Genomic DNA, 22,653 nt, shown 5'->3' on the forward strand with positions numbered 1-22,653 from the left:
CAGACAGATAAAATTAACGAGGCTGTTTTTTAGCAACCCAATCTGTTAATTTAAAGTCGGATTTTGCTAAACCTTGCGAGACTAAAAATTTCTTTGTCCCTTCTAAAAGTTTCACGCCTTCGGCTGGTAATGGTTCTTCTGATACCTGTTTGAGTGGGAATGATACTTTAATGATGTTGATGGGATATTTAGTAGTTTGAGCGTGATACTGATAATATTCTTCAGAATTAGCTTTTAAATCCTTGGCTGCTTCTGTGAGAATTGCATTAAATTTCTGCGGAAAATCAGGCTGTTTCGCCAAAAAGCTTTCGGTTGCAACAACTAATGATGTCCCTGATAAACCTTGATGATTTGCCGAAGAATCAATCACTGGAAACCCTTGTGATTTCAGAAAAGGCCCGAGATCGCTGGAAGTTGCATAAGCAGCTACATCACCACGTTCTAAAGCCGCTTTTGCCTCAGTAGTCATTAAGTGAACAACTTTTACATCTTTGGCAATTTTAGCTTCAGCTAATAGACCCAGCAGGTATCTATGCATATAAGAGCCTTTTTGGGTAGCTATTTTCTGACCTTTCAGTTCAGCGAGCGATCGCGCACCATTTTTTTTCGCCACTAACCAGGCGGTTGTATTAAATTGAGTAATTCGCAGCAGTCGCGTTTCCTGACCCCTTGCTCTCAAAATTATGGCTGGTGTATCGCCTAAAGAACCAACATCTAGCTGTCCAGCAACAAGCGCCTCATTTAGATCCGGCCCGTTAGGAAATCTTGCAAAAGTAATGTTTTTAAATCCTGCTTTTTGCAACTCCCGATCTAAAATTCCTTTTTTCTTTGCCCAACCAAGTGGCCCTGTCGGTGCTGAACTACCTACATAACCTATACGTAGTGTAGAAATATTATTGGATGCAGCAACAGTGTTATTGACATTAACAGCCTCAATGGATTGAGCAGATTTAGTTTCGCCTTGGCTACATCCTGTAGTTACTAACAGTAGGATACAAGCCACAGAGGTTGATAATCTGGAAGTAAATTTATTTTTACTAATAGAACCTGTTACTACTGAAAACGACAGCATAACTTTTTTCTCCGCCGTACTATACGCGGTGTACAACTTTCTCTCAGACCTAACCCCCAACCCCTTCCTTTCTAGGGAAGGGGAGCAGGAATCAAAGCCTCTCTACCTGCGGGGGAGAGGAATGGAAGCAGGGTTCTAAGGATAAGTTGCACATCGCGTTACTATTTCATCTGCTTCAAAATTTGGAATGTTTCATCGGCTTTTGCTGTTGAGGTGCGTTTATGTCCCCAACCAACATTTTCACGATAACTACCCAGTAGCCCTACTTCTGCCAATTCTGCCTCGTTGACTGAAGTCGTTACATCGCTTTCTGGTGCAACATAAAGAGCATCAACTGGACAATACAATTCGCACATATAACAGGTTTGGCAGTCACTCTGTCGAGCAATGGTTGGCGGTGCATCAGGTACGCGGTCAAATACGTTGGTTGGGCAAATATTCACGCAGATATTACATTTTATGCACCGCGACTCGCTGACCAACTCAATCACACTGCTGCTCCTATTTTGGATTTTAGATTTTGGACTTCGACTTCGCTCAGTCGAGCGATTTTGGATTGGAAAATATCTTCTGCATTCAGTAAAGGCTGAGTTTTTACCCAGACTCGATCTAATCCGCCACTAATCAAGTGATGTTGCTGGTTAGCATCAAGTTCTGGATAGTCTTGATGTTTGTGCATACCACGAGTTTCTTTACGTTCAATGGCACTGCTGTACATCCATCGCGCTGTGGCTACCATTGCCGCAGCTTCTCGCGCCCTGGGAAGCTCTTTCTCTGATGTTACCTGGCTACTGCGAAGTTCTTGCCAAAGATGATTTAGCTTACTCAAAGACTCGGTTAAGCCTTGTTCTGTACGGAAATAGTTCTTTTCGTAGGGGAATACTTCAGCTTGGACTGCTTGAATAATTTCATCAGTTGCTAAGGAGCGATCGCTCCCACTCTCTAATACTACCTCTCCAACACCCTTAACTTGTCGTTGAGTTTTCTGTTCCCCCAAACTACGGCTATATTCAGCAGCCGATTTCCCTGACCAATAGCCAGAAGATATTGCCCAAGCAGCATTATGACTACCACCGCCAGTAAATCCGCCACAAATTAGTTCGCGTGTAGCGGCATCTCCAGCCGCATAGAGTCCCCGCACAGAACTGGCACAACTCTCATCTACAATCCGAATTCCCCCCGTACCGCGCACAGTTCCCTCTAGGCGCAGAGTTACAGGAAAACGTTGAGTAAATGGATCGATACCCGCACGGTCAAAGGGTAAAAAGAAGTTGGGCTGTGCTAAACGCATAGATGGCCGCATTGATTCCGCGGCTTTGTCTATGATGGCGTAAACTGGCTGTTGCAGTAATGTCTGGGCTATTACTGAACGTCTATGAGAACTTGCCCCTGGAATTACAGTACCGTCTTCGTAGGTGAAAGTTGCCCAATTATAAAACAGGGTTTTGGTGACTGAAGAAAAGGCGGGAGAGATGCCATAAGCATTAGAAAATTCCATACCCGACATCTCAGCTCCGGCTTCTGCCGCCATCAGATAACCATCCCCCGTCAGGACGTTGCATCCTAACGCTTTACTCAAGAATGCACAGCCACCTGTGGCGATAATTGTGGACTGCGATCGCACTATCCATTTCTCACCAGTTTGACGGTTTACACCTGTTGCACCAGCAACAGCACCATCGTCATCAACCAGTAATTCTAAGGCGGGGCTGTTGTCTAAAATCTTGACTCCAGCGCGTTGAATTTGCCGCCGCATCAGTCGCATATACTCCGGCCCTTGCAGCGATCGCCGGTAGGGTTTACCTTCATCGTCGGTAGGGAAGGGATAACCCCACTCTGCTAACTGATTGACGTTTGCATAGGTCTGATCCAGTACTCGATCCATCCAGTTGCGATCGGATAAAAACCCACCCAACGACTCCCGACTTGCCTTTGCTGTTTCTCTTGCTTCGGGATCGGGTGGCACGTACCACACACCATTTCCAGATGCAGCAGCGCATCCAGTTGTGCCGCAATATCCTTTGTCCACCAAGACAACTTTAGCTCCACTTGATGCAGCACTCCATGCCGCCCAAGTTCCAGCCGGCCCACCTCCAATCACAAGTACATCTGCTTCTAAGTCGAGTTCAAAATCGTTTGTTAACGTCTTTAGCATCTACCATTTCCCTCCATCAATAAACTCTTAAGCATCAAGTCTTCACCCCATCCATGCTGCAAAATAAATATTTAAAAATCTAGAAATTGCGATCGCTTAATACAGGTTCTATAGCACAAGCCTTGGTGGTTAGGACATCAACAGACGATAAAACTTAGATACAAAAAGGCTTTTCACCCAGTCCCCAGTCCCCAGTCCCTTGCTATAACTAGCTTGACATTGATTAAATACTTTATCTTGATCGGCAAACCGTAGTTTTTGACTTAATAAAGTCTTTCACAGTTTTCGGCAAAAAGCAAGCATTTTACCAAACAACTTCAAACGTAAATTTATGTAAAATCAACGGAATTATCTTTCTCAAGAACTTGCTTTGTAACGTCTTTTGTGTGGTAGTCGAATTTTAGTTCATAAGATACTTAAATTCGATAAGTTTGCCGTAGTTTAATAAATTTTTCTAAACGGTTTTGTCTAGATAGAAAAGACACGAAATTGAATTGTCTTTGTCTTGCGGCACTAACATTCGCTCCCTTAAGACTCAAGAATCCCCGGACTTTTGATTAAACGAATGTAAGTCCTGTTTTTATTCAGTCCGGGGAGTGCCATTCGGTTAAAACCTAAAGACAGTACGAACCCAAGCAAATAAACTATCAGGATTGCTGGAATCCGAATCAGGTGCAGTAATCCAGATCAAACCTGGCGTAACCTCAATATTATCTCCGATTTTATATTGGTAGAATGCTTCAACGTGCAGAGAAGTATCTCTGTCCGCTTGTCCTAGACCTTTTCCCAAATTTATATTATTACTAAGACTGGTGAGTTTTGGCTCCATACCAACTAAAATCCCCCCTAAAGCACCTTCACTAAAAAGATCCGGGAATGCCAGTCCTACGGCCCAATCCATAGCTTCACCATTTCCGCGCCCCAAATAGGTGTGTACCCCATAACTTATCCACCCATTGATTGCCAACTTGGAATTAACTTGATAGAACGCCTGTAAGCCATAAAGGTTGCCTAGAGTTGCTACTCCATCCACAGTGCTGTTTACCAGGTTACTCCCGACTGCTGGGCCAAAATTTGTCCCACTAAAACCTATTGTCCTTGGTGGGCTATAGGTATTAACGTAAGTTGCAGCTACCCGAAAATTCCGATTACCGGAGTAGTATATTAACTGTGCTAAAGCTAAATATCTGCCTGTAAATAAGCCATTATTAAGTGTCGGATTACCACCGTTTGGTGCGCTATACGCTATCCCGAATTGAACCTGTTTGCCTAATCCCTGGAGTACAGCAATTCCAGGGCCGCTATCTCCATAGTTATAGACCAAAGACCGCCGTGAAAATCGCGAAATCCCATTAGCACCAGTCGCAGAAGACGATTCAAAATATGGGTTAACCGGACCAGAAAGACCTATCTCACTAGCTCCGTCAGACAAGGGATAAATGTTGACTTGGGTATTTGGAAAAGGTAGAAACCGATAGCGAACACCACTGAGAATAAGAGTGTTGCGTGCAAAAGTAATACTGGAGTTATCAGCAGTTCTCCCCTCATAAGTTCCCAATAATCCAGCTCTTGTTTGTCCGAGTGATTCAATATTTCCACCTCCTATTGTTATACCTAGTGAATCTTTACCGTTAAAACTGGTGTTTAACCGTAAAGTCGTTGAGCCTTGAAGTGTGAGATTGTTAGGTGCTGGTCTCTTAGTCTCGACATTATTACCCGCCAGAAGTTCGCCAGCAACAATCTGAACTCGACCTATAAGTTTGGTTGTGGTCGTAAACTGAGTTGATTCTAACTTCGCATTTCGTGCTTCCAGGCTATCTACGCGTCCCCGAAGTTGAGCGAGTTCTGGAGAAAATTGTTCTTGTAGTTTTTTGATGGTATCCAAGTCTTCGCGTTTGACTAAATCTGTCGTTGAAGTCGCTATTAGTTCATTGAGGCGATCTAAAGCTGCATTCAACCCAGCGGCAAATTCATAGCGCGTTAGGGAGCGATCGCCTTTAAATGTACCATCTGTATATCCTGCAATTACACCGTAGCGCTCAACTAGAGACTGTAATGCTTGAAATGCCCAATCTGTCGGCTTAATATCAGATAGTTGTGAGACGGATGTTACTTGCCCTGCTCCATTATTTGGAGCTTTTTTGTTAGTTGGCGGTGTAGCTTGCAACAATTGTGATACAGGTATCACTCGATCTTGCAGCTCGTTTGGAGCTTTTTTAACAGTGACTGGTGCAATTGAAGTGTCTACTGTTTGATTGACAACTGCTTCTGGAGCTTTGTTCTCTTCTACAATAGTAGATACATCAGATTTAGGTAATTCAGCCTGACTTTTAGCTGGATGAAAAACCAGTATAGCTAGAATATCTAGCACCGAAAGCAGCAACACTATGGATCTATAATTCCAGCGAAATTTCGACATGACTCCTTAACTCCTCAACCTTAAAGATGAATAAATTCGCCCTTTATTTGACATAAAAGACAAGACAAATCATTGCTCTAATGTTTACAAAAAACGATTAGAACATAGATTCACCAGGGCTTTAGCCGCTAAAAAAAAGTGCAAAGTTCTGATAAGTATCGAAACCAGTACTAAGTAGTTAAATGCCCAATCCAAAATTCGCAGCAAACTAAGAATTCTGACGTTTAAAATAATCCTAAAAACATCTAGAATCAGACAATGACTGCCTTAGCAAGGACTTCTCTACTTTTAAGGGAAACTCAACCACACGCTATATGAACTGATCCTTCTAATACATCCTAAAATCCTTTTTTTGGGTTATGCTGTATAAAGTTCATCAATGGCTATTGACATTGACTCAAGCTTGATTTAGATTCGATTATTTGCCAATTAACATTAATTGAAAACACTATTTTCTAATCAGCTATATTTTGACAGCATCAAGCGTTACTGAAGTACGATACTTCTATCGACTTACCGTACATTCGTAGCATTATCTTTGCATAGAGCTTGGTACAATGCAAGACCTAGTACTTTTTCATCTTTAGAAAGTGCAAATTAGCAAGGTTTCTGTCGATGAAACCAGAAATGAACACTTCAAAGTCGCAAAAAGGCGAGTAATTGACACAAAACTTGTATTCTTCACGACAGCTATTGTTGCAAAAAAAGTGTCATGATGATTGGCATTGTGCGTAAAAACTCAATCTTGTGGGCAGTTATTGTTTATGAATCGTTAATCTATACTGGCGTTTTAAATAATTTCCTGTAAAATGCTGACTATAAACTACGGTAATTCGATCGACCTACCGTAGGATATATACTTGTACCCTGTCTGACACAAATGCAAATTCTCTGGTTTATTCCTACTGGATCTCATGACGGACGCTATTTAGGCACAGATATTGGCTCTCGTGTTGCCACACCTGATTATTTGCAGCAAATTGCCCAAGCTGTGGATAGTTTAGGCTACACAGGCGCATTATTACCTACAGGGAGTTCTTGTGAGGACGCTTGGATAACCGCCGCCGCTTTTATATCTGTCACCAAGCAGATGAAGTTTCTCGTGGCAATTCGTCCAGGAATTACTTCCCCAGGTGCGGCTGCACGGATGGCAGCAACATTTGATCGGATTTCTAAAGGAAGATTGTTAATTAATGTAGTGACGGGTGGAGATCCGGTGCAGCTGGCTGGGGATGGTTTGCATCTTAGTCATGACGATCGCTATGATTTAACCGATGAATTTCTTACAGTTTGGCGGGGTATCGTCAGTGGGGAAACGGTCGATTTTAAAGGAAACTACCTCGATATTAAAGGCGGTAAACTCCTATTCCCACCAGTTCAAAAACCCTATCCACCTTTGTGGTTTGGTGGTTCATCTGCTGCCGCCAAGCGGGTTGCTGCTAAACATATAGATGTTTACCTGACTTGGGGTGAACCTCCACAACAAGTAGCCCAAAAGATTGCCGAAGTTCGGCGACTAGCGGCTGAACAAGGTAGAACAGTCCGTTTTGGGATTCGCTTGCATGTAATTGTGCGAGAAACCGAGTCAGCTGCTTGGGATGCAGCCAATGAGCTAATTAAGTATGTGGATGAGGATGCGATCGCTAAAGCTCAGAAAGACTTAGCTCAATCTGATTCTGAAGGACAGCGGCGCATGAGTCAACTACATAGCGGTAGCCGAGAAACCTTAGAGATTAGCCCCAACCTTTGGACAGGAATTGGATTGGTGCGGGGTGGTGCTGGTACGGCTCTAGTTGGAGATCCCGACACTATTGCCGCTAGGATGCTGGAATATCGCAATTTGGGGATAGAAACATTCGTTTTTTCTGGATATCCCCATTTAGAAGAAGCGTATCGCACTGCTGAATTATTATTTCCCCGCCTACCTTTGCAAAGTGAACCTGCACCTTTAACACCACCAGTCTTGAGTTCTGTTGGCGAAACCGTCGCCAATGAAAAATTTGCGAAACAACTCACAAGTGCTTCATGACCTAATAATTAGTAATTTGTAATTAAAGAGTAAATTACTAATTTTGTTGGTGATGCTTCTAGATTCATCCTTTGGAACAATCTAAAATCCCAAATTCCATGACTATTACCTTTAAAAGCACCAAAAGCAAAAACAAGATATCCCTGAGCGAGGTGTTAGACAACCCGCAAATCGAGAAAATAGTTCCTTGGATTGTGCCTGTTACCATATTAATTCTTTGGGAACTTGCTTCTAGGACTGGTCTACTTTCAACCAGGATTTTACCAGCCCCTAGTGGTGTAATCGCTACAGCAATTAAACTTGGCTCAACTGGAGAACTTTTCCAACATATAGGAATTAGTGCTGGGCGGGCGATATCTGGTTTTATAGTTGGTGGCAGTATTGGGTTCGGTTTGGGATTGCTCAATGGCTTTTCCCGTGTAGCAGAAAAGTTATTGGATAGTTCCTTACAAATGCTCCGTACTATCCCTAATTTGGCATTAATTCCGCTAGTGATTCTCTGGTTTGGTATTGGCGATCAAGCTAGATTATTTCTAGTATCTATGGGGGTATTTTTTCCGATATATCTCAATACATTTCATGGTATCCGTAGTGTTGATCCTGGACTGATTGAAATGGGAAAAGTTTATGGATTAAAAACACCACAACTTCTGTGGCAAATTATTTTTCCAGGAGCTTTGTCTTCGATTCTCGTTGGTGTTCGTTTTTCGTTGGGGATTATGTGGCTGACACTAATTGTGGCAGAAACGATCGCAGCAGATTCCGGACTTGGTTATATGGCAATGAATGCCCGTGAGTTTATGCAAACCGATGTTGTGGTTTTGAGTATTGTAATTTATGCACTACTAGGTAAATTAGCAGATGCTGTTGCCAGAGGATTAGAAACAAAATTCTTGGCTTGGAATCCCAATTATCAAAAGTCATAAATGCTAAATTCACCAGAATCATAGGTTGAAAAATCTTGATTTTAAATGTGGTTTGCTTTCTTAAACATCTCATCAAATAATTAAATTCCAATTGTTCTCAAAAGGAGGTTTTGCAAGTGAGTTCAAATGTACAGGGTACACAACTAAGTATTTTGGATTTGACGAAATCTTTTGGCAAGAAAACTGTCTTAAACTCGCTGAATTTAGAAGTTGAAGCAGGTGAGTTTGTCGCTATTGTCGGACGAAGTGGTTGTGGTAAGAGTACCTTATTGCGTCTTGTGTCAGGATTAGATAGAGCAACTTCAGGTGGAATACTACTGGATGGAGAACCACTACATAGACTCAGCCGCTCTGTAACAGTGATGTTTCAAGATCCCCGCTTGCTGCCGTGGAAGCGCGTTATTCAGAACGTGGGGTTGGGCTTAGAAGGTAATTGGCGTGAAAAAGCTTTGTGGGTACTCAATAAAGTCGGACTCAAAGATAGAGCTGATGAGTGGCCTTATGTTTTATCTGGAGGACAACGGCAACGGGTATCATTGGCCAGAGCATTAGCTAGTCAGCCTCGTTTGTTGTTGCTAGATGAACCTTTGGGAGCATTGGATGCTCTAACTCGCCAAGAAATGCAGCATTTGATTGAAAACTTGTGGCAAGAGCGAAGGTTTACTGCGTTTTTGGTTACTCACGATGTGGAAGAGGCCGTGGCGTTGGCAGACCGAGTGATAGTGATTGATCAAGGAAAGATTTCTATGGATTTACCTGTGAGACTTTCACGCCCGCGAGATCGAAGTAGCGAAGTGTTTATCAATATCAGAGAAGCTGTTTTAGAACGAGTAATGAGCAATGATAATACTCAGGTAAACAACCAGTTATTACAGCTGAGTAGTTGAGATTTAAGCTTTTTGTAGTCAATCAATATTAAACTTGAGGTAGCTGCGGTAAATAGGCTACTTCGAGATTAAAGCCTGCTCTTAAAAAGCAGCTATCTATAACAATAAAAAAATTATTAATGAACAATAAAAATACCTCCCAACTCTTCTCTATACTGGTTTGGGTGATTTTTCTATATTCACGTTCTAGATAAACTAAAATATAATAAATAATCTATATTGCTTTATTGAAAGTAAATAATACATAAATATCTAATGATCGTCAAACAATTAACAAAACATGATGCAGAAGATTATAGACAGATCAGATTAGAAGCTTTAAATAAAAATCCAGATTTTTTTGGCACAACATATCAAGAAGAAGTAATTAAGACAATAGAACAATTTTGGGATAGAATTCCCGTAGATAGTAATAACTTTATTTTGGGATGTTTTGAGGATAAAAATTTAATTGGAATAGTCACATTTAACCAAGAATCAAGAATAAAACTCTGGCATAAAGCATATATCATTAGTATGTATGTTCAACAACAATATCGCGGAAAAGGTGTAGGTAAATTATTACTAAATGAATTAATTGAAAGAGCAAAAGCTATTAACGAGGTAGAAATATTATTACTTGATATTGTTAAAAATAATGTTTTAGCAAAAGCACTTTATTTATCATTGGGATTTCAAATATATGGAATAGAGAAAAGAGCGTATAAATATAACAACCAATATTTTGATCTAGAATTTATGTGTTTATAGATTAAATAATCAGCGATGAAATCTTAATAAATATTATCAGAATCTGTGCCAAGGGAAAATGGCACTCAATTTTTTGTCAAGTATAGGCAATTTCCAGATATAGCCTTGTAAATAAAGAAGAGGTAATCTACAATGAAGCTCATTTTGCCGCTCGATTTGGTTGCTGACATTGAGCCACATCTACCACCCAATACACAGATTGTACGAGTAGATGTTGAAGGAAATCTAGATGGGGATGCTAGCGATGCTGAAGTTTATTTCAGTTGGTTTTTATCGAGAAGTCCTATACTGCATAAAATACTAGAATCAGCACCAGCATTGCGTTGGCATCATGCACCAAATGCAGGAGTGAATCACATCTTGACACCAACTTATTTGCAAAGAGATATTATCCTCACTAATGGGGCTGGAGTGCATGGAATTCCGATCGCAGAATTTGTCATTACTTACATACTGGCTCATGCCAAACACCTGCCAGAATTATATGCTTTACAGGCTGAACGTCACTGGAAAAGAGGCTTTGCCATCCAAGAATTAACAGATGCAACCTTGCTAATTATTGGCGCTGGTGGTATTGGTCAAGAAATTGCCGCCCGTGCTAAACCCTTCGGCTTAAGAATTATTGGCAGCCGTCGTCATCCCCATGAGTTACCAAACTTTGATAAAGTAGTGGGTGCTGATGAATGGCGATCGCTCCTGCCAGAGGTAGATTATGTAGTTATTGCAACACCTCTAACTCCCGAAACCAAAGAATTTATTGATGAATCTGTATTGCGATCGCTCCCAAATCATGCCTACCTAATTAATATTGCTCGCGGTGGCGTAGTCGATGAATCGGCATTAACAAAAGCGCTCACAGAAGGTTGGATTGCAGGTGCAGCATTAGACACAGTTAACTCAGAACCGTTACCACCAGAAAGCCCTTTGTGGTCACTTCCTAACATCTTTATCACTCCTCATACTTCCGGTCATTCACCCAAGAGTAAACAGCGTTCAATAGCTCTATTTATCGACAATCTAAAGCGTTACCAAGCTGGTCAGCCATTACGAAATGTAGTAGATAAAGAAGCAGGATACTAAACATTGGGCATTGGGCATTGGGCACTTGTACTGAGCGAAGTCGAAGTATTGGGCATTGGGCATTGGGAATTGGTAAAGAATTTAACTTTTAATCTTCTGTCTTTCTGCCCTAATACCCAGTCCCTTTGAAAATTCAAAATGAAATGGAAGACTAACAAATGGTGAAACTAATTTTACCCGATCATCTCATTGCAGATATAGAGCCACACCTACCATCTAATATCGATGTAGTAGAGGTGGATAGTGAAGGTAATCTCGATGGTGATGCCAGTGATGCAGAGATTTATGTCAATGGATTTTACCTGAAAACCTCTACTCTTGACAAAGTACTGACAGCAGCACCCACGCTGCGTTGGCAACAGTCACCGAGTGCTGGCGTAAATCACATCCTCACGCCAACTTTTTTGCAAAAGGACATCATCCTCACTAATGGTGCAGGAGTTCATGCAATTCCAATTTCGGAATTTGTACTGGCATTTATGCTCTATCACGCCAAGAATCTGCGGAAATTGCAAACTTTGCAGAATGAGCACACTTGGGTAAGAGGAGTGTTTCTTGAAGAGTTGGCAGACGCAACTTTATTAATTCTCGGCACAGGAAATATCGGTCAAGCGATCGCATCTCGTGCTAAAGCCTTTGGAGTGACAGTTTGGGGTAGTCGCCGCCATCCCGAACCCCTACCGAATTTTGACAAAGTTGTAGGCGCTGATGAGTGGCGATCGCTCCTCCCAGCCGCAGATTATGTAGTTATTGCCACACCTTTGACTCCAGAAACTAAAGGCTCGATCGATGAAGCTGCGTTGCGCTCTATGCGTCAGTCTGCTTACCTAATTAACATTGCTCGTGGTGCGATCGTGGATGAAGCCGCATTGCTGACTGCACTACGTGAGGGTTGGATTGCGGGTGCTGGATTAGACACTGTTGCAACCGAACCTCTGCCGCCAGAAAGTCCCTTATGGTCGTTACCGAACGCTTTTATCACTCCCCATTGTTCAGCCTTGTCGCCACGCCTGAGAGAGCGCATAGCACAACTATTTATCGATAATCTTCAACGCTACCAAAACGGTCAGCCCTTGCGGAATGTTGTAGACAAGCAAGCTGGATACTAAATATTGGGGATTGGGGATTGGGGATTGGGAATTGGGCATTGGGCATTGGGCATTGGGAAGATGAGAGACAAGGTGACTCTAATGAGAACTTGCAACAAGTCTTCCCCCATACCCCATGCCCCATGCCCAATCACTTAACTTTCAACACAGACTTTCCTAAAGATTGGCAAATAACATCATTTTGTGGCGTATGTATACGGCTGCATAAAACGTCACGGTAGTGACGCTCTAAAGGATTTCTTTTTAATAAACCAGGATTGCCAGTTAATTCCAAGGCAATTTCTACAGCACGAATTGAGTTAGTTGTGGTAAGGTATTTAACAGCCTGTGCCTGTAATCCTACGTTAGGCTCATATTCGCTCTTGTCAATATCTTGAGCCAAACTATAAATCAATCTATTATTAGCAAATAGCAGTGCTTCTATCTCACCCACGGCAGTTTGGAAGCGTGGCAGAGTTGCCAGTGGCTCTTGAAGATTAGAAGGCGATCGCTCCCAAAGATATTTAACAAGCCAGTCTCGCGCACTACTAGCAACACCGAGATATAAGGCACTCACTGTCAAACTGCCCCAAGTGGAAATTATCGGATCGAAAGATGGTGCAACTGGTATGGGGTTGATATTTAGAGCATACTCTGAGGGAATTAATACATTCTCTAAAATGAGGTCATGGCTGCCTGTAGCTCTCATCCCCAAGTGATCCCAGGTTTCGACAATTCGCAAACCTGGCAGATCGCGCGGAACTAGAAAATTCCCAACTTGTGGTTCATCTTCAGTTGTCCGTGCCCAAACGACAAAATAGCTGAGGATGGGACTGCCTGTGGTGTATTGCTTATGTCCTGTTAAACGCCAGCCCTCTGTTGTTCGTTCGGCAATTGTCGCTGGCAATCCGCCTCTGGCTGGCGTTCCTAGCTCTGGTTCAACACGGGCAGCATTCAGCAGGGCAATGCCTTCAATTGATTCACGACACAGCCGTTTATACACTTCTGGATGCCAGCGACGGCTACGGGCTGCATGAGCGTGTTGAAGATAGTGCATTGTCAGTACTAATGCGGTCGAAGCATCGCCACGTGCTATCCCTTCAATCACCCGACAGATAGTTGCCAAACCCAAATCCTGGCCACCGAATTCACGTGGAATGGTGAGGTTGAGTAATCCTGCCTCATGCAAAGCTGTAAAATTCTCGAAGGGAAAGGAAGCATCTCTATCGTGTGCCCCTGCGCGGGTGGCGAAATCTTTGGCCAAAGCCTCAACTTGGTCGAAAATATTGGGGAGAGTTTCTAGACCTTGGGCTACAAAGGTGTTTGGCACTGCTTGCTCCAACTGTGACATAAGTACTCCTTCGTAATTCACTGTACTACTAAATCAGAGATGTTTTTCAATATGGAAGCATCTCAAGTTTGTAGGAATATCAATTTTTCGCACGACGCCAGTCTCCCCTCACCCCCAATCCTCATTGCCCTAACTGTATTACTTCTAATGCTCCCTAATGCCCTGTAAATACTACTTAAAATCGACCGAGATTTAGTAATTTGTGGTTTTTGTAAGTATGACACAAACTCCTTTCATCGAGCAAGCCAAGGGGAAAATTCAGCGATCGCGCCACAACTTAGGAACTGAATTCCTTACCGGTTTAGGACTTACGCAAAATATCTCTCAAACTCTGATTTCTCTGTGTTCTCTGCGCCTCTGCGGTTGGTTATTTCGTAACTTGTGCGTAAGTCCTATGGTCTTTTAAGCTAATTACCATTTAAATTAAATCTTTGCGTTTAGAACTAAGCACGAAGAAACAAGCATTTAAATATTCTCTGTTGAGAGTAATATAAAGATCCCTAGATTACACAGGGATAATTTTCTCATCAAGTAGATTTTCCAATGGATAAATATACAGCAACAGCATTGGCGATCGCAACCAAAGTGATATTGGTTGCTTTTATAGCGGTTCCTCTGCAACTGAGGTATAACTGGACTGGATATATTTTTAACTTTGAGGATGTACCTTATCTGATTAAGAACCGCTATGGATGATTTTCTATATTTTACCAAATCGATGGTGTTACACTTTGTCAGGGCACTGGCTCTATAACCACCATTCAATTTATCCATTTATTACTTGACTAGATCGGATGGTAATCTTAGGTTTTAAAAGACGAATTGGCGATTTATTGTCATTTTTTGAACTATAGACTCATTTAAACATGATGGTTATTTCTCAACTTCTATCAAGCTGTAATATGTATTGCTGCTATACCCTTGATGGGAAAAATGCTAAGATTGCCTTAGTCAACTAGTGTGTGTGCCCGATCACAACATTAATGTGTTTTACCTCACAGCTAATTTAAACAACTTAAATATTACCTCTAAGCAAACAATAGTCGCCGTTATGACTAGCATCATGTTATGCCACCTCGCTATTTAAAGATTTAATGTATAAATGGTTGTTAAATATATTTTTTTTGTTAAATATCATCTATTAGGTGACTTGTCAGAAAATTTACATTAAGAAACTACTAAAATATCTAAATTTAAGAACAGAAAGAGTGTAAGCTAATTATGTAAATATCATGTTTGTATGTAAATATGATGATGTTCGCAAGTCTCTTTTAGTCACTTGCATTTGTTACACTATAGGAGGTATAATACAAACGTTAAATAACTTGCTAGATGCTCCCTAAAAGATACTAAGCAGTGCTGGAAAAAGATCCATTCTGGAATCTCCAAGCAAACTTAAGCAATATTTGTTTAAGTGTAATTTAGCTTAATTGGTAAAATACTACTTAAACAAAATTACGATGTGCTTTTATAGCTTTATAGTTTTTATAGTCTTCTGTTTCTTGTAGCCTACTCAAAATCTTCTTTTGTTCCAGGTTGCACGAGCGGGATGAAGCTATCCCGGAGACTATCCCCTAGACTCGCCAAAGTACTAGGGAATATGCTGGGAGCTAATTGCACATTGTGTAAATTTCTGATTAACACTACAACGTTAGTCAGATGTGTAGTTGTGTTTTTTTTTGCTGTCAGGCTTTGTTCACACAACTGCTAATGAATTACGTTTTCACATAATTTACGAATCAATGCAATTTCTAACTACAATTATGTCACACCATTTAAGTCAAGACAAGGCTGTTAAAAAGTTAGGAATGTTTGAAAACATTCTTTTAAAAATTCTTCCGAGTCAGGTGTTGTTCGAGATCATGAAATAACTTTCAGCTATAACATTGTCCTGAACTAAAAAAAACTTCAGTTTGTGATTGAGGAATGAAATACTTTGCATAGCTCTTGCTGCATACAGCAAATTAGATTGCGAAAATAATTCCTCTTAACGATCGCTTACAACCACTGCTGATTGCAAAAATGAGCAATCCATATTTGTGCGGAGGCTGTCAATGCAGTTAGTTGCTTTTGAAGCTAAATGTCGTTAAACAAAGCTCTAGCTCGATATTCTAGCATTTACACTAGTTATTGCCACATCAATAACTCGCTGCAACAACTTCTTGTAGATTGCCCACTCAATAAAAATACCTTGTATGTAAAAAATAGATGCTTTACTAGCAGACTGTTTCTTTCTCAACTCTAGTTTAATCAAGCTGAGAGTTTCCTCGGTGAAAATACGGGATTAAATAATATTTTTAATGAAGTTTTGAATTGGATTCGACTGATAAGTAAATTTTTTTTGTGGAGATGAAAAAATGCCATCAGTGCTTTCTGAGCAACATCTGGGTGAAAGAATTTTGTACACCTTAGATACAAAACTCTCAGAAAAAGAATTAGAGGACTTCTTGGCAGAAATGGAGATTGTGGAGCCACCATCAGCAAAGCAATTCTGGGAATCTGCACAGGCGAATCCTGGTATATATATTATTCTTACAGGTAAAGTCCGACTATTAGATAGCTCTGAGAATTTAATTACTACCTTTGGTGCGTGGTCTGTTTTTGGTGAATTGACCTTGTTTCCCGAAGCTAACTTTAGTCCTTATGTAGTTAGAGCTTCGACAAGCTTGAAACTTGGCTATTTCAGGCAAGAAGCATTGCAAAGGTTGATAGACAAGTATCCTAACATTCGCGATCGCTTATTTGCCCGTGCAGAACTTTGGGATTTGTTGTTGTTATGTCGCCAAGTATCACAATTCCCCCGCCATACATCACAAGTTTCAGGAATGCTCAAAGCCTTATCTTTGTTTGAGCGACACCAGTTAGAAACTGGCTCTGTCAGTCCACAAATATCCCAAGATTCACAGTTGTGGCTATTGTACAAAGGTCAACTGCGGCATTCTGAAGGCGATTTTTTGACACCAGGTACAATCTTTGCTCAACCAAAACAAGGAGATTGGCAAACAACGCAACCAACGATTGCTTACATTCTGAAAAACGACCAAATGCAAACAGCACTAGAATACTTCCCGGAGTTAGGGGAGTGGTCTTTTGGCATGAGTGTCAGCGAAACGGAATTGGAGACTGAGGACGCAACGATCGGCTCAGTGCGTCGCAGGGGATTAGGTACTAGAGAAAAAACTTCCCAATCTCCAAAATCTAAAATTATTCCTTTTCCCCAAAGAGAGAAGCCGTCACAACAACAGCCAACAAAAAAATCACGTTTTTACTTTCCCAGTCCGAAAGTACAAATGGGACATTGGTGGAAGCGGATTACCAAAAGCTATCCCTTCTATGCCCAACAAAGTGCAGCTGATTGTGGTTCTGCTTGCTTGGTGATGATTGGTAACTATTGGGGCAAACATTTTAGTATCAATCGCCTACGGGATATGACCAATGTCACTCGCAACGGTGCATCCCTAAAAGCAATGGCAGCAACAGCAGAATACTTGGGCTTTGCTACTCGTCCAGTGAAAGCTACTCTTGATAAATTAGCAGAACAACCTTTACCTGCAATTGCTCACTGGGAAGGTAAACACTTTATTGTTGTCTATGAAATCACTCCTAAGCGGGTGATTGTATGTGACCCGGCTCTTGGTCAACGCAGTTTGACAAAAGCTGAATTTCAAGCAGGTTGGACTGGTTATGCATTGTTACTACAACCGACAGCTCTACTAAAAAGTGCTAAAGACGAAAGTAGAAGCTTCTGGAAATTTTTTGAGCTAGTCAAACCTCACTATCGAACACTGGTAGAAATTTTCATAGCTTCGATAGTCATTCAATTATTTGGGTTAGTAACGCCAGTATTTACCCAGTTGTTGCTCGACAGAGTACTTGTGCAACGCAGTGTTCCAACCTTAAACGCCATTGGTTTGGGAATGATTGTTTTTGGGTTGTTTGGTGTTGCTGTCAACGGTGTACGGCAATATCTCTTATTTCACACTGCTAACCGCATTAGTATCGCCTTACTCGTAGGCTTTATCAAACATACCTTCCGTTTACCCCTTGCTTATTTCGAGTCGCGTTTCGTTGGGGATATAATCTCGCGCATCCAAGAAAACCAGAAAATTCAGCACTTCCTTACTGGTCAGACACTCTCGATTGTGTTGGATATGCTGACATTAGTGGTTTATCTGGCTTTGATGTTCTCCTATAGCTGGCGGATGGCATTATTCGTGCTGTGTACTGTACCGCCATTTTTTATCTTGGCGCTGGCCAGCACAAGTATTTTGCGCCGCATCTCCAGAGATATTTTTAATGCAGCTACCAAAGAACAAAGCTATCTCATAGAATCCCTGAGCGGAATTCGTACTGTCCGCTCATTAGCAATTGAACAGACAGTGCGTTGGCGTTGGGAGGAATTGCTGAATGATTTAATCAAAAAAGACTTTAATGCTCAAATAATTGACAATCGCTTGCAGATTATCAGTGGCGTCATCCACACCTTTGTAAATACTTCATTGCTGTGGTATGGAGCAACCCAGGTAATTAATAACGAACTAACTATTGGACAACTAGTTGCTTTCAATATGTTGGTGGGTAACGTCTTGAGTCCTTTCCAACGGCTAGCTTTGCTGTGGAATGAATTACAGGAAATCGTGATTTCTACCGAACGGATTAATGATGTATTGGAGGCGGAACCAGAAGAAGACTTAGCAATTAAACCCCGCAAATCGTTGGGTAAACTTCGCGGTAACATTTGTTTTCAAAATGTTACTTTTCGTTATCACTCAGAAAGCGACACTAACGTATTAGAAAATCTCAACTTTGAAATTCAGCCAGAACAGATGGTTGCAGTCGTAGGGCGCAGTGGTTCTGGAAAAACAACTCTCAGTAAATTAATTTTAGGTTTATACCCACCGACAGATGGCAAAATACTCATTGATGGTAACGATATCACCAGTGTATCTATGCGATCGCTCCGTTCCCAAATCGGCGTTGTAGACCAAGATACTTTCCTGTTTGGTGGGACTGTTCGTGAAAACATTGCGATCGCTAATCCAAATGCTTCTTCAGAAGAAATTAGCCAAGCAGCAAAATATGCTGGAGCGGATGAATTTATTCAAAAACTACCCCTGGATTACGAATCCGAAATTGGTGAAAGCGGTGGTATGCTTTCTGGTGGACAGCGCCAACGCCTAGCTATTGCTCGTGCTTTGCTTGGAAATCCCCGGTTATTACTGTTTGATGAAGCCACTAGTCACCTAGATTCAGAATCAGAACGAATTATTCAAAACAACCTCAAAACAATTCTTAAAGGACGCACAAGTGTAATTATTGCCCACCGCCTCTCTACAGTCCGCAACGCGGACTTAATCCTGGTTTTAGATCAAGGTATTTTGGTAGAAAGCGGTACCCACGACGAATTAATCGCTAAAAAAGGTCATTATTACTACCTGAATCAACAACAGATGTCTCAAGTTAGTTGATGGGGCATTGGGCAGTCTTTTTCTTCTTTACGAGACTCTACACGAACAATTTTGAATTTTGAATACTTCGGCTACGCTCAGTACAAGTTTTGAATTTTGAATTGATTTCTCCCTCACTCCCCATCTACTGTTATCGGAAATAAAACCATGCCACATCCCAACAGATCGTCCCCACTTCCCCCAGATGAGCAAGATGAATATCAAAGTTACAAACAGCAAGAGGAATCGGTATTTGACGAGCAAACAGAGGTAGAAAATGAAAGTCAAGATTTGTACTACGGTACAGAAAAACTACTCGATGCCTTACCTCGAATTTGGACTCGTGGTTTGTTATATACGCTCATCGGCTTTGCTGGTCTATTTTTGCCTTGGGCAACTCTTTCAAAAGTCGATGAAACTGGTAGCGCCAGAGGGCGTATAGAACCTAAAGGCGCAACTCAAAAATTAGACGCTCAAGCTGGTGGAAGTGTCAAAGCAGTTACAGTCAAAGAAGGAGATACAGTTAAAGCCGGCCAGGTTTTACTAGAACTGGATTCTGAGTTGCTGCAAACGGAACTGCAACAAGTCCAGAGCAAATTGCAAGGGCTACAAAATCGGCAATCCCAACTGGAAGTGCTGAAAAATCAACTCTTAATGTCAACGAGTCTTTTAGAACAACAAAATAAATCCCAAGAATTAGAAAAATTGGCTCAACTCAACCAGGTGCAGCAAAACTTGGATGCCAAACTGAGTAGCTATAACCTCCAAAAGTTAGAAAAAGAATCATCAGTTAAACAAGCACAGCAGCAAATTTCCACCAGTCGCGACGATCAAGAATCGACTAAAAAACTTTTGGGTATAGATTCTAAGCAAGTTGAAACTTATAGCCAACTCGTTCACGATGGTGCAGTGTCTACAGCCCAAGTCGATCAACTCAAAAAACAAGAGGAAGAAAGCAAACGACTTTATAAAAAGTCTCTATCAGATATTAAACAAGCCGAATTGCGTTTAGCCCAAGAGGTAAATAATTATCAGGTAACTATCAAAACCTTAGAGTCTGATATCAAACAAGCAAAACTCCGACTGCAAGAAGAACAAAGTAGTTATAAAAGTGCCACGCAAGCCGGACAACTAGCTGTAATGAAAAATCAGGAGCAGCTAAAAGATTTACAAGCACAAATAACAGCAACGCAATCAGAAATCGCTCAGACAAAAAGCCAGCTTCTATCTACAAGATTGCAAATTCAGCAGCGCGTGGTGCGATCGCCGCTTAATGGGGTGATTTTTGAATTACCCACAACTAAACCAGGAGCAGTGGTACAAGTCGGTCAAAGGATTGCCCAAATTGCACCCGCAACAACAGACTTCGTACTCAGAGCCAATATGCCTAATCAGGATAGCGGTTTCTTGAAGGTAGGAATGCCAGTAAAAGTCAAGTTTGATGCCTATCCCTTCCAAGAGTATGGCATCGTGCCAGGAAAAGTTACTTGGATCTCGCCTGACTCGAAAGTTAGCCAAACACCCCAAGGCAACATCGAAACCTATGAATTAGAAATCACCTTAGACCAGCAGTATGTCCAAAATGGCAACAAACGTATTCCATTAGGTGCCGGTCAGACAGCAAATGCTGAAGTGATCATTCGTCAACGCCGAGTAATTGACTTTGTTCTAGATCCGTTCAAAAAACTGAAAAAGGGCGGTTTGGAGATGTAGTTAAAGATATCGCATCCAAATCAGGAAATAGGACAAGGGAGATTGGAGGAATAATTAATGCCGCGTGCTCACTTGCCCTGAGCGACTTGTGCCAAGCGTTGCGAGGTAAGCCGTTCGCCTAGCGTCTCGCAGAGAAGGGATACCCAATCCGCTTAATTATTGGAGATATAGTGTTATGCCCCACAATCTGACCATTTCTACCTCAGATATCATTCACAGTCTTAAACTCTCCTGTCAGATACCTGCTGTTGTGGAGGCGATCGCGTCGCAAAGTATTATTACCGAAGCAGCTCAAGCGGCAGGAATTACAGTCACGCCAGAAGAATTACAGCAAGAAGGAGATAACTTAAGGTTCGCCAAGAAGCTTGTCAAAGCTAAAGACACCTGGTCATGGCTAGAAAAACATCACCTCTCTGTGGATCAGTTTGAAGAATTAGCCTACAACAACATCCTTTCGCGGAAGTTAGCGAATCATCTATTTTCCGATCAACTGGAAAAGCACTTTTACGAACATCAGCTAGATTATATCGCCGCCGTTACCTACGAAGTTGTCTTCGAGGATCGAGACTTGGCTTTAGAGCTTTTTTATGCCCTAGAAGAAGGCGAAATCAGTTTTCCAGATATTGCTCGTCTATATATCTCAGAACCAGAAGCTCGTCGTGCTTATGGATACAAAGGACTCCGATACCGCAAAGATTTTCGTCCAGAGATTGCAGCTGCTGTATTTGCTGCTGCACCACCAGAAGCTCTTAAACCGATAACGACTCCCAAGGGAGTGTATTTAATTTGGGTGGAAGAAGTCATTCAACCCCAATTAGATGAACAGTTGCGCCAAAAAATCATTACAGAATCCTTTTCTGATTGGTTAAAGCAACAAATCACCATGATGAAAATAGTCACTCAAATAGACTCAGACGGTTCACAAGAGGAATTAATAGATATGTTATACACCAAGACTAAATAATTTAATAATTATCAAATGTTTTTGTCGCTAAGTATCTACCTAAGTTATGGGAGATTCCTGGAAGCTTCAAAAATATTGCAGATACAGATTTATATACTTAAAACTTAATAAGTTTTCCTTTTGAGTGTTTTGTGAATATATCTATAAAGTGCTGTATTTGCGTTACTTCAAAATTAAATTCAATCGCTATAACTCTTGCTAGGCAGTAATTATTTTCATTTCTGCTTAAATTTGTCATGCAGTTTTTTCTAACTTCAAATAGGACTATATATAATGATTTTTCAACATAAATATATTAGTTTTTTTAATCAAAAGTTCCTCAAAAAAGCATTGACTTTTTTGAGGAATAAAGTATATTAGATGTATAGCCAAACAAAACAAGTTGGTTAGACCAAATATTCCCAACAACAGTTACAAATTTTAGGAGAACTCAAATGATTATTTCTGATCTTAACTACTTGGAAAATACCACTGAAGAAATTATTGGTGGTACTAAGGGTAAGGTAATCGTCATTGTTGTGCCCAAGCCCAAGCCCCCCAAATTCAACAGCGTTGCACAAGCTGATGCAGATGCTTCAGCAAGTGGCGGCCTCAACAACGTAGCTGTAACCTTTACTAACGCCACCGTTACTCCTAATAGCGCTACTGCTTCGTCATCAAGCTATGCTTCTACTTCTAACTAACAAGTAGTAATAATTAAACTCTACTTACAAAAAGTATTAACTTCTGCAAGTAGAGTTAGGCTCGAAAGCTTAGTATATTGATAAATGCC

At 41.2% G+C, this 22,653-nt stretch carries 17 protein-coding genes; 12 read left to right on the forward strand and 5 right to left on the reverse strand.

Annotation, left to right across the window (positions count from 1 at the left end; genetic code table 11):
• Positions 1–13 precede the first annotated feature (13 nt).
• The 4 genes from RMX89_RS15210 to RMX89_RS15225 all read right to left on the reverse strand — a co-directional run bounded on the left by RMX89_RS15210 (position 14) and on the right by RMX89_RS15225 (position 5,646).
• Positions 14–1,072 carry an ABC transporter substrate-binding protein gene (locus tag RMX89_RS15210; RefSeq protein ID WP_322689484.1) on the reverse strand — a complete coding sequence of 353 codons (1,059 nt, stop codon included), beginning with the start codon at positions 1,070–1,072 and terminating at the stop codon, positions 14–16.
• Between the two features lie 161 nt (positions 1,073–1,233).
• Positions 1,234–1,563: a ferredoxin family protein gene (locus RMX89_RS15215; protein ID WP_322678249.1), complete on the reverse strand. Its 330-nt coding sequence runs from the start codon at positions 1,561–1,563 to the stop codon at positions 1,234–1,236.
• Complete coding sequence (locus RMX89_RS15220) at positions 1,560–3,227, reverse strand: FAD-binding protein (protein WP_322689485.1); 1,668 nt, start codon at positions 3,225–3,227, stop codon at positions 1,560–1,562. Before RMX89_RS15220 ends, RMX89_RS15215 begins: the two co-directional genes overlap by 4 nt.
• Before the next feature lie 607 nt (positions 3,228–3,834).
• Positions 3,835–5,646, reverse strand: coding sequence for an iron uptake porin (locus RMX89_RS15225; protein WP_322689486.1), 1,812 nt, complete (start codon positions 5,644–5,646; stop codon positions 3,835–3,837).
• 880 nt (positions 5,647–6,526) lie between these two features.
• Here RMX89_RS15225 and ssuD point away from each other — a divergent pair.
• From ssuD to RMX89_RS15255, 6 genes are all read left to right on the forward strand, one after another.
• Positions 6,527–7,675 carry an FMNH2-dependent alkanesulfonate monooxygenase gene (gene ssuD / locus RMX89_RS15230; RefSeq protein WP_322689487.1) on the forward strand — a complete coding sequence of 383 codons (1,149 nt, stop codon included), beginning with the start codon at positions 6,527–6,529 and terminating at the stop codon, positions 7,673–7,675.
• 98 nt (positions 7,676–7,773) lie between these two features.
• Positions 7,774–8,601 (forward strand): aliphatic sulfonate ABC transporter permease SsuC, encoded by an 828-nt coding sequence (gene ssuC / locus RMX89_RS15235; RefSeq protein WP_322669992.1) that lies wholly within the window; start codon positions 7,774–7,776, stop codon positions 8,599–8,601.
• Positions 8,602–8,717: 116 nt separating this feature from the next.
• Positions 8,718–9,488: an ATP-binding cassette domain-containing protein gene (locus RMX89_RS15240; RefSeq protein WP_322689488.1), complete on the forward strand. Its 771-nt coding sequence runs from the start codon at positions 8,718–8,720 to the stop codon at positions 9,486–9,488.
• Between the two features lie 255 nt (positions 9,489–9,743).
• Entirely contained in the window at positions 9,744–10,238 is a 495-nt protein-coding gene (locus RMX89_RS15245; RefSeq protein ID WP_322689489.1) for a GNAT family N-acetyltransferase, read from the forward strand.
• A gap of 132 nt (positions 10,239–10,370) precedes the next feature.
• The gene (locus RMX89_RS15250) at positions 10,371–11,318 is read left to right on the forward strand and encodes a D-2-hydroxyacid dehydrogenase (RefSeq protein ID WP_322689490.1); all 948 of its coding nucleotides are present in this window, start codon (positions 10,371–10,373) and stop codon (positions 11,316–11,318) included.
• Positions 11,319–11,476: 158 nt separating this feature from the next.
• Entirely contained in the window at positions 11,477–12,427 is a 951-nt protein-coding gene (locus RMX89_RS15255; RefSeq protein ID WP_322689491.1) for a D-2-hydroxyacid dehydrogenase, read from the forward strand.
• A gap of 130 nt (positions 12,428–12,557) precedes the next feature.
• On the opposite strand, the gene RMX89_RS15260 is transcribed toward RMX89_RS15255, so the two are convergent.
• The gene (locus RMX89_RS15260; RefSeq protein ID WP_322689492.1) at positions 12,558–13,757 is read right to left on the reverse strand and encodes an acyl-CoA dehydrogenase family protein; all 1,200 of its coding nucleotides are present in this window, start codon (positions 13,755–13,757) and stop codon (positions 12,558–12,560) included.
• A gap of 217 nt (positions 13,758–13,974) precedes the next feature.
• Here RMX89_RS15260 and RMX89_RS15265 point away from each other — a divergent pair, with 217 nt between their 5' ends.
• From RMX89_RS15265 to RMX89_RS15290, 6 genes are all read left to right on the forward strand, one after another.
• Positions 13,975–14,163 (forward strand): hypothetical protein, encoded by a 189-nt coding sequence (locus RMX89_RS15265; RefSeq protein ID WP_322682422.1) that lies wholly within the window; start codon positions 13,975–13,977, stop codon positions 14,161–14,163.
• 137 nt (positions 14,164–14,300) lie between these two features.
• Positions 14,301–14,453 carry a hypothetical protein gene (locus RMX89_RS15270; protein ID WP_322669999.1) on the forward strand — a complete coding sequence of 51 codons (153 nt, stop codon included), beginning with the start codon at positions 14,301–14,303 and terminating at the stop codon, positions 14,451–14,453.
• Between the two features lie 1,661 nt (positions 14,454–16,114).
• Positions 16,115–19,225: a peptidase domain-containing ABC transporter gene (locus RMX89_RS15275; protein ID WP_322689493.1), complete on the forward strand. Its 3,111-nt coding sequence runs from the start codon at positions 16,115–16,117 to the stop codon at positions 19,223–19,225.
• Positions 19,226–19,372: 147 nt separating this feature from the next.
• Positions 19,373–20,917 (forward strand): HlyD family efflux transporter periplasmic adaptor subunit, encoded by a 1,545-nt coding sequence (locus RMX89_RS15280; protein WP_322689494.1) that lies wholly within the window; start codon positions 19,373–19,375, stop codon positions 20,915–20,917.
• A 175-nt stretch (positions 20,918–21,092) separates the two neighbouring features.
• Positions 21,093–21,881: a peptidylprolyl isomerase gene (locus RMX89_RS15285; protein ID WP_322670002.1), complete on the forward strand. Its 789-nt coding sequence runs from the start codon at positions 21,093–21,095 to the stop codon at positions 21,879–21,881.
• Between the two features lie 434 nt (positions 21,882–22,315).
• Positions 22,316–22,564 carry a hypothetical protein gene (locus RMX89_RS15290; RefSeq protein WP_322689495.1) on the forward strand — a complete coding sequence of 83 codons (249 nt, stop codon included), beginning with the start codon at positions 22,316–22,318 and terminating at the stop codon, positions 22,562–22,564.
• Positions 22,565–22,653: the final 89 nt, after the last annotated feature.

It is taken from the genome of Nostoc sp. DedSLP04 (assembly GCF_034530775.1).
Classification (GTDB): Bacteria; Cyanobacteriota; Cyanobacteriia; order Cyanobacteriales; family Nostocaceae; genus Nostoc.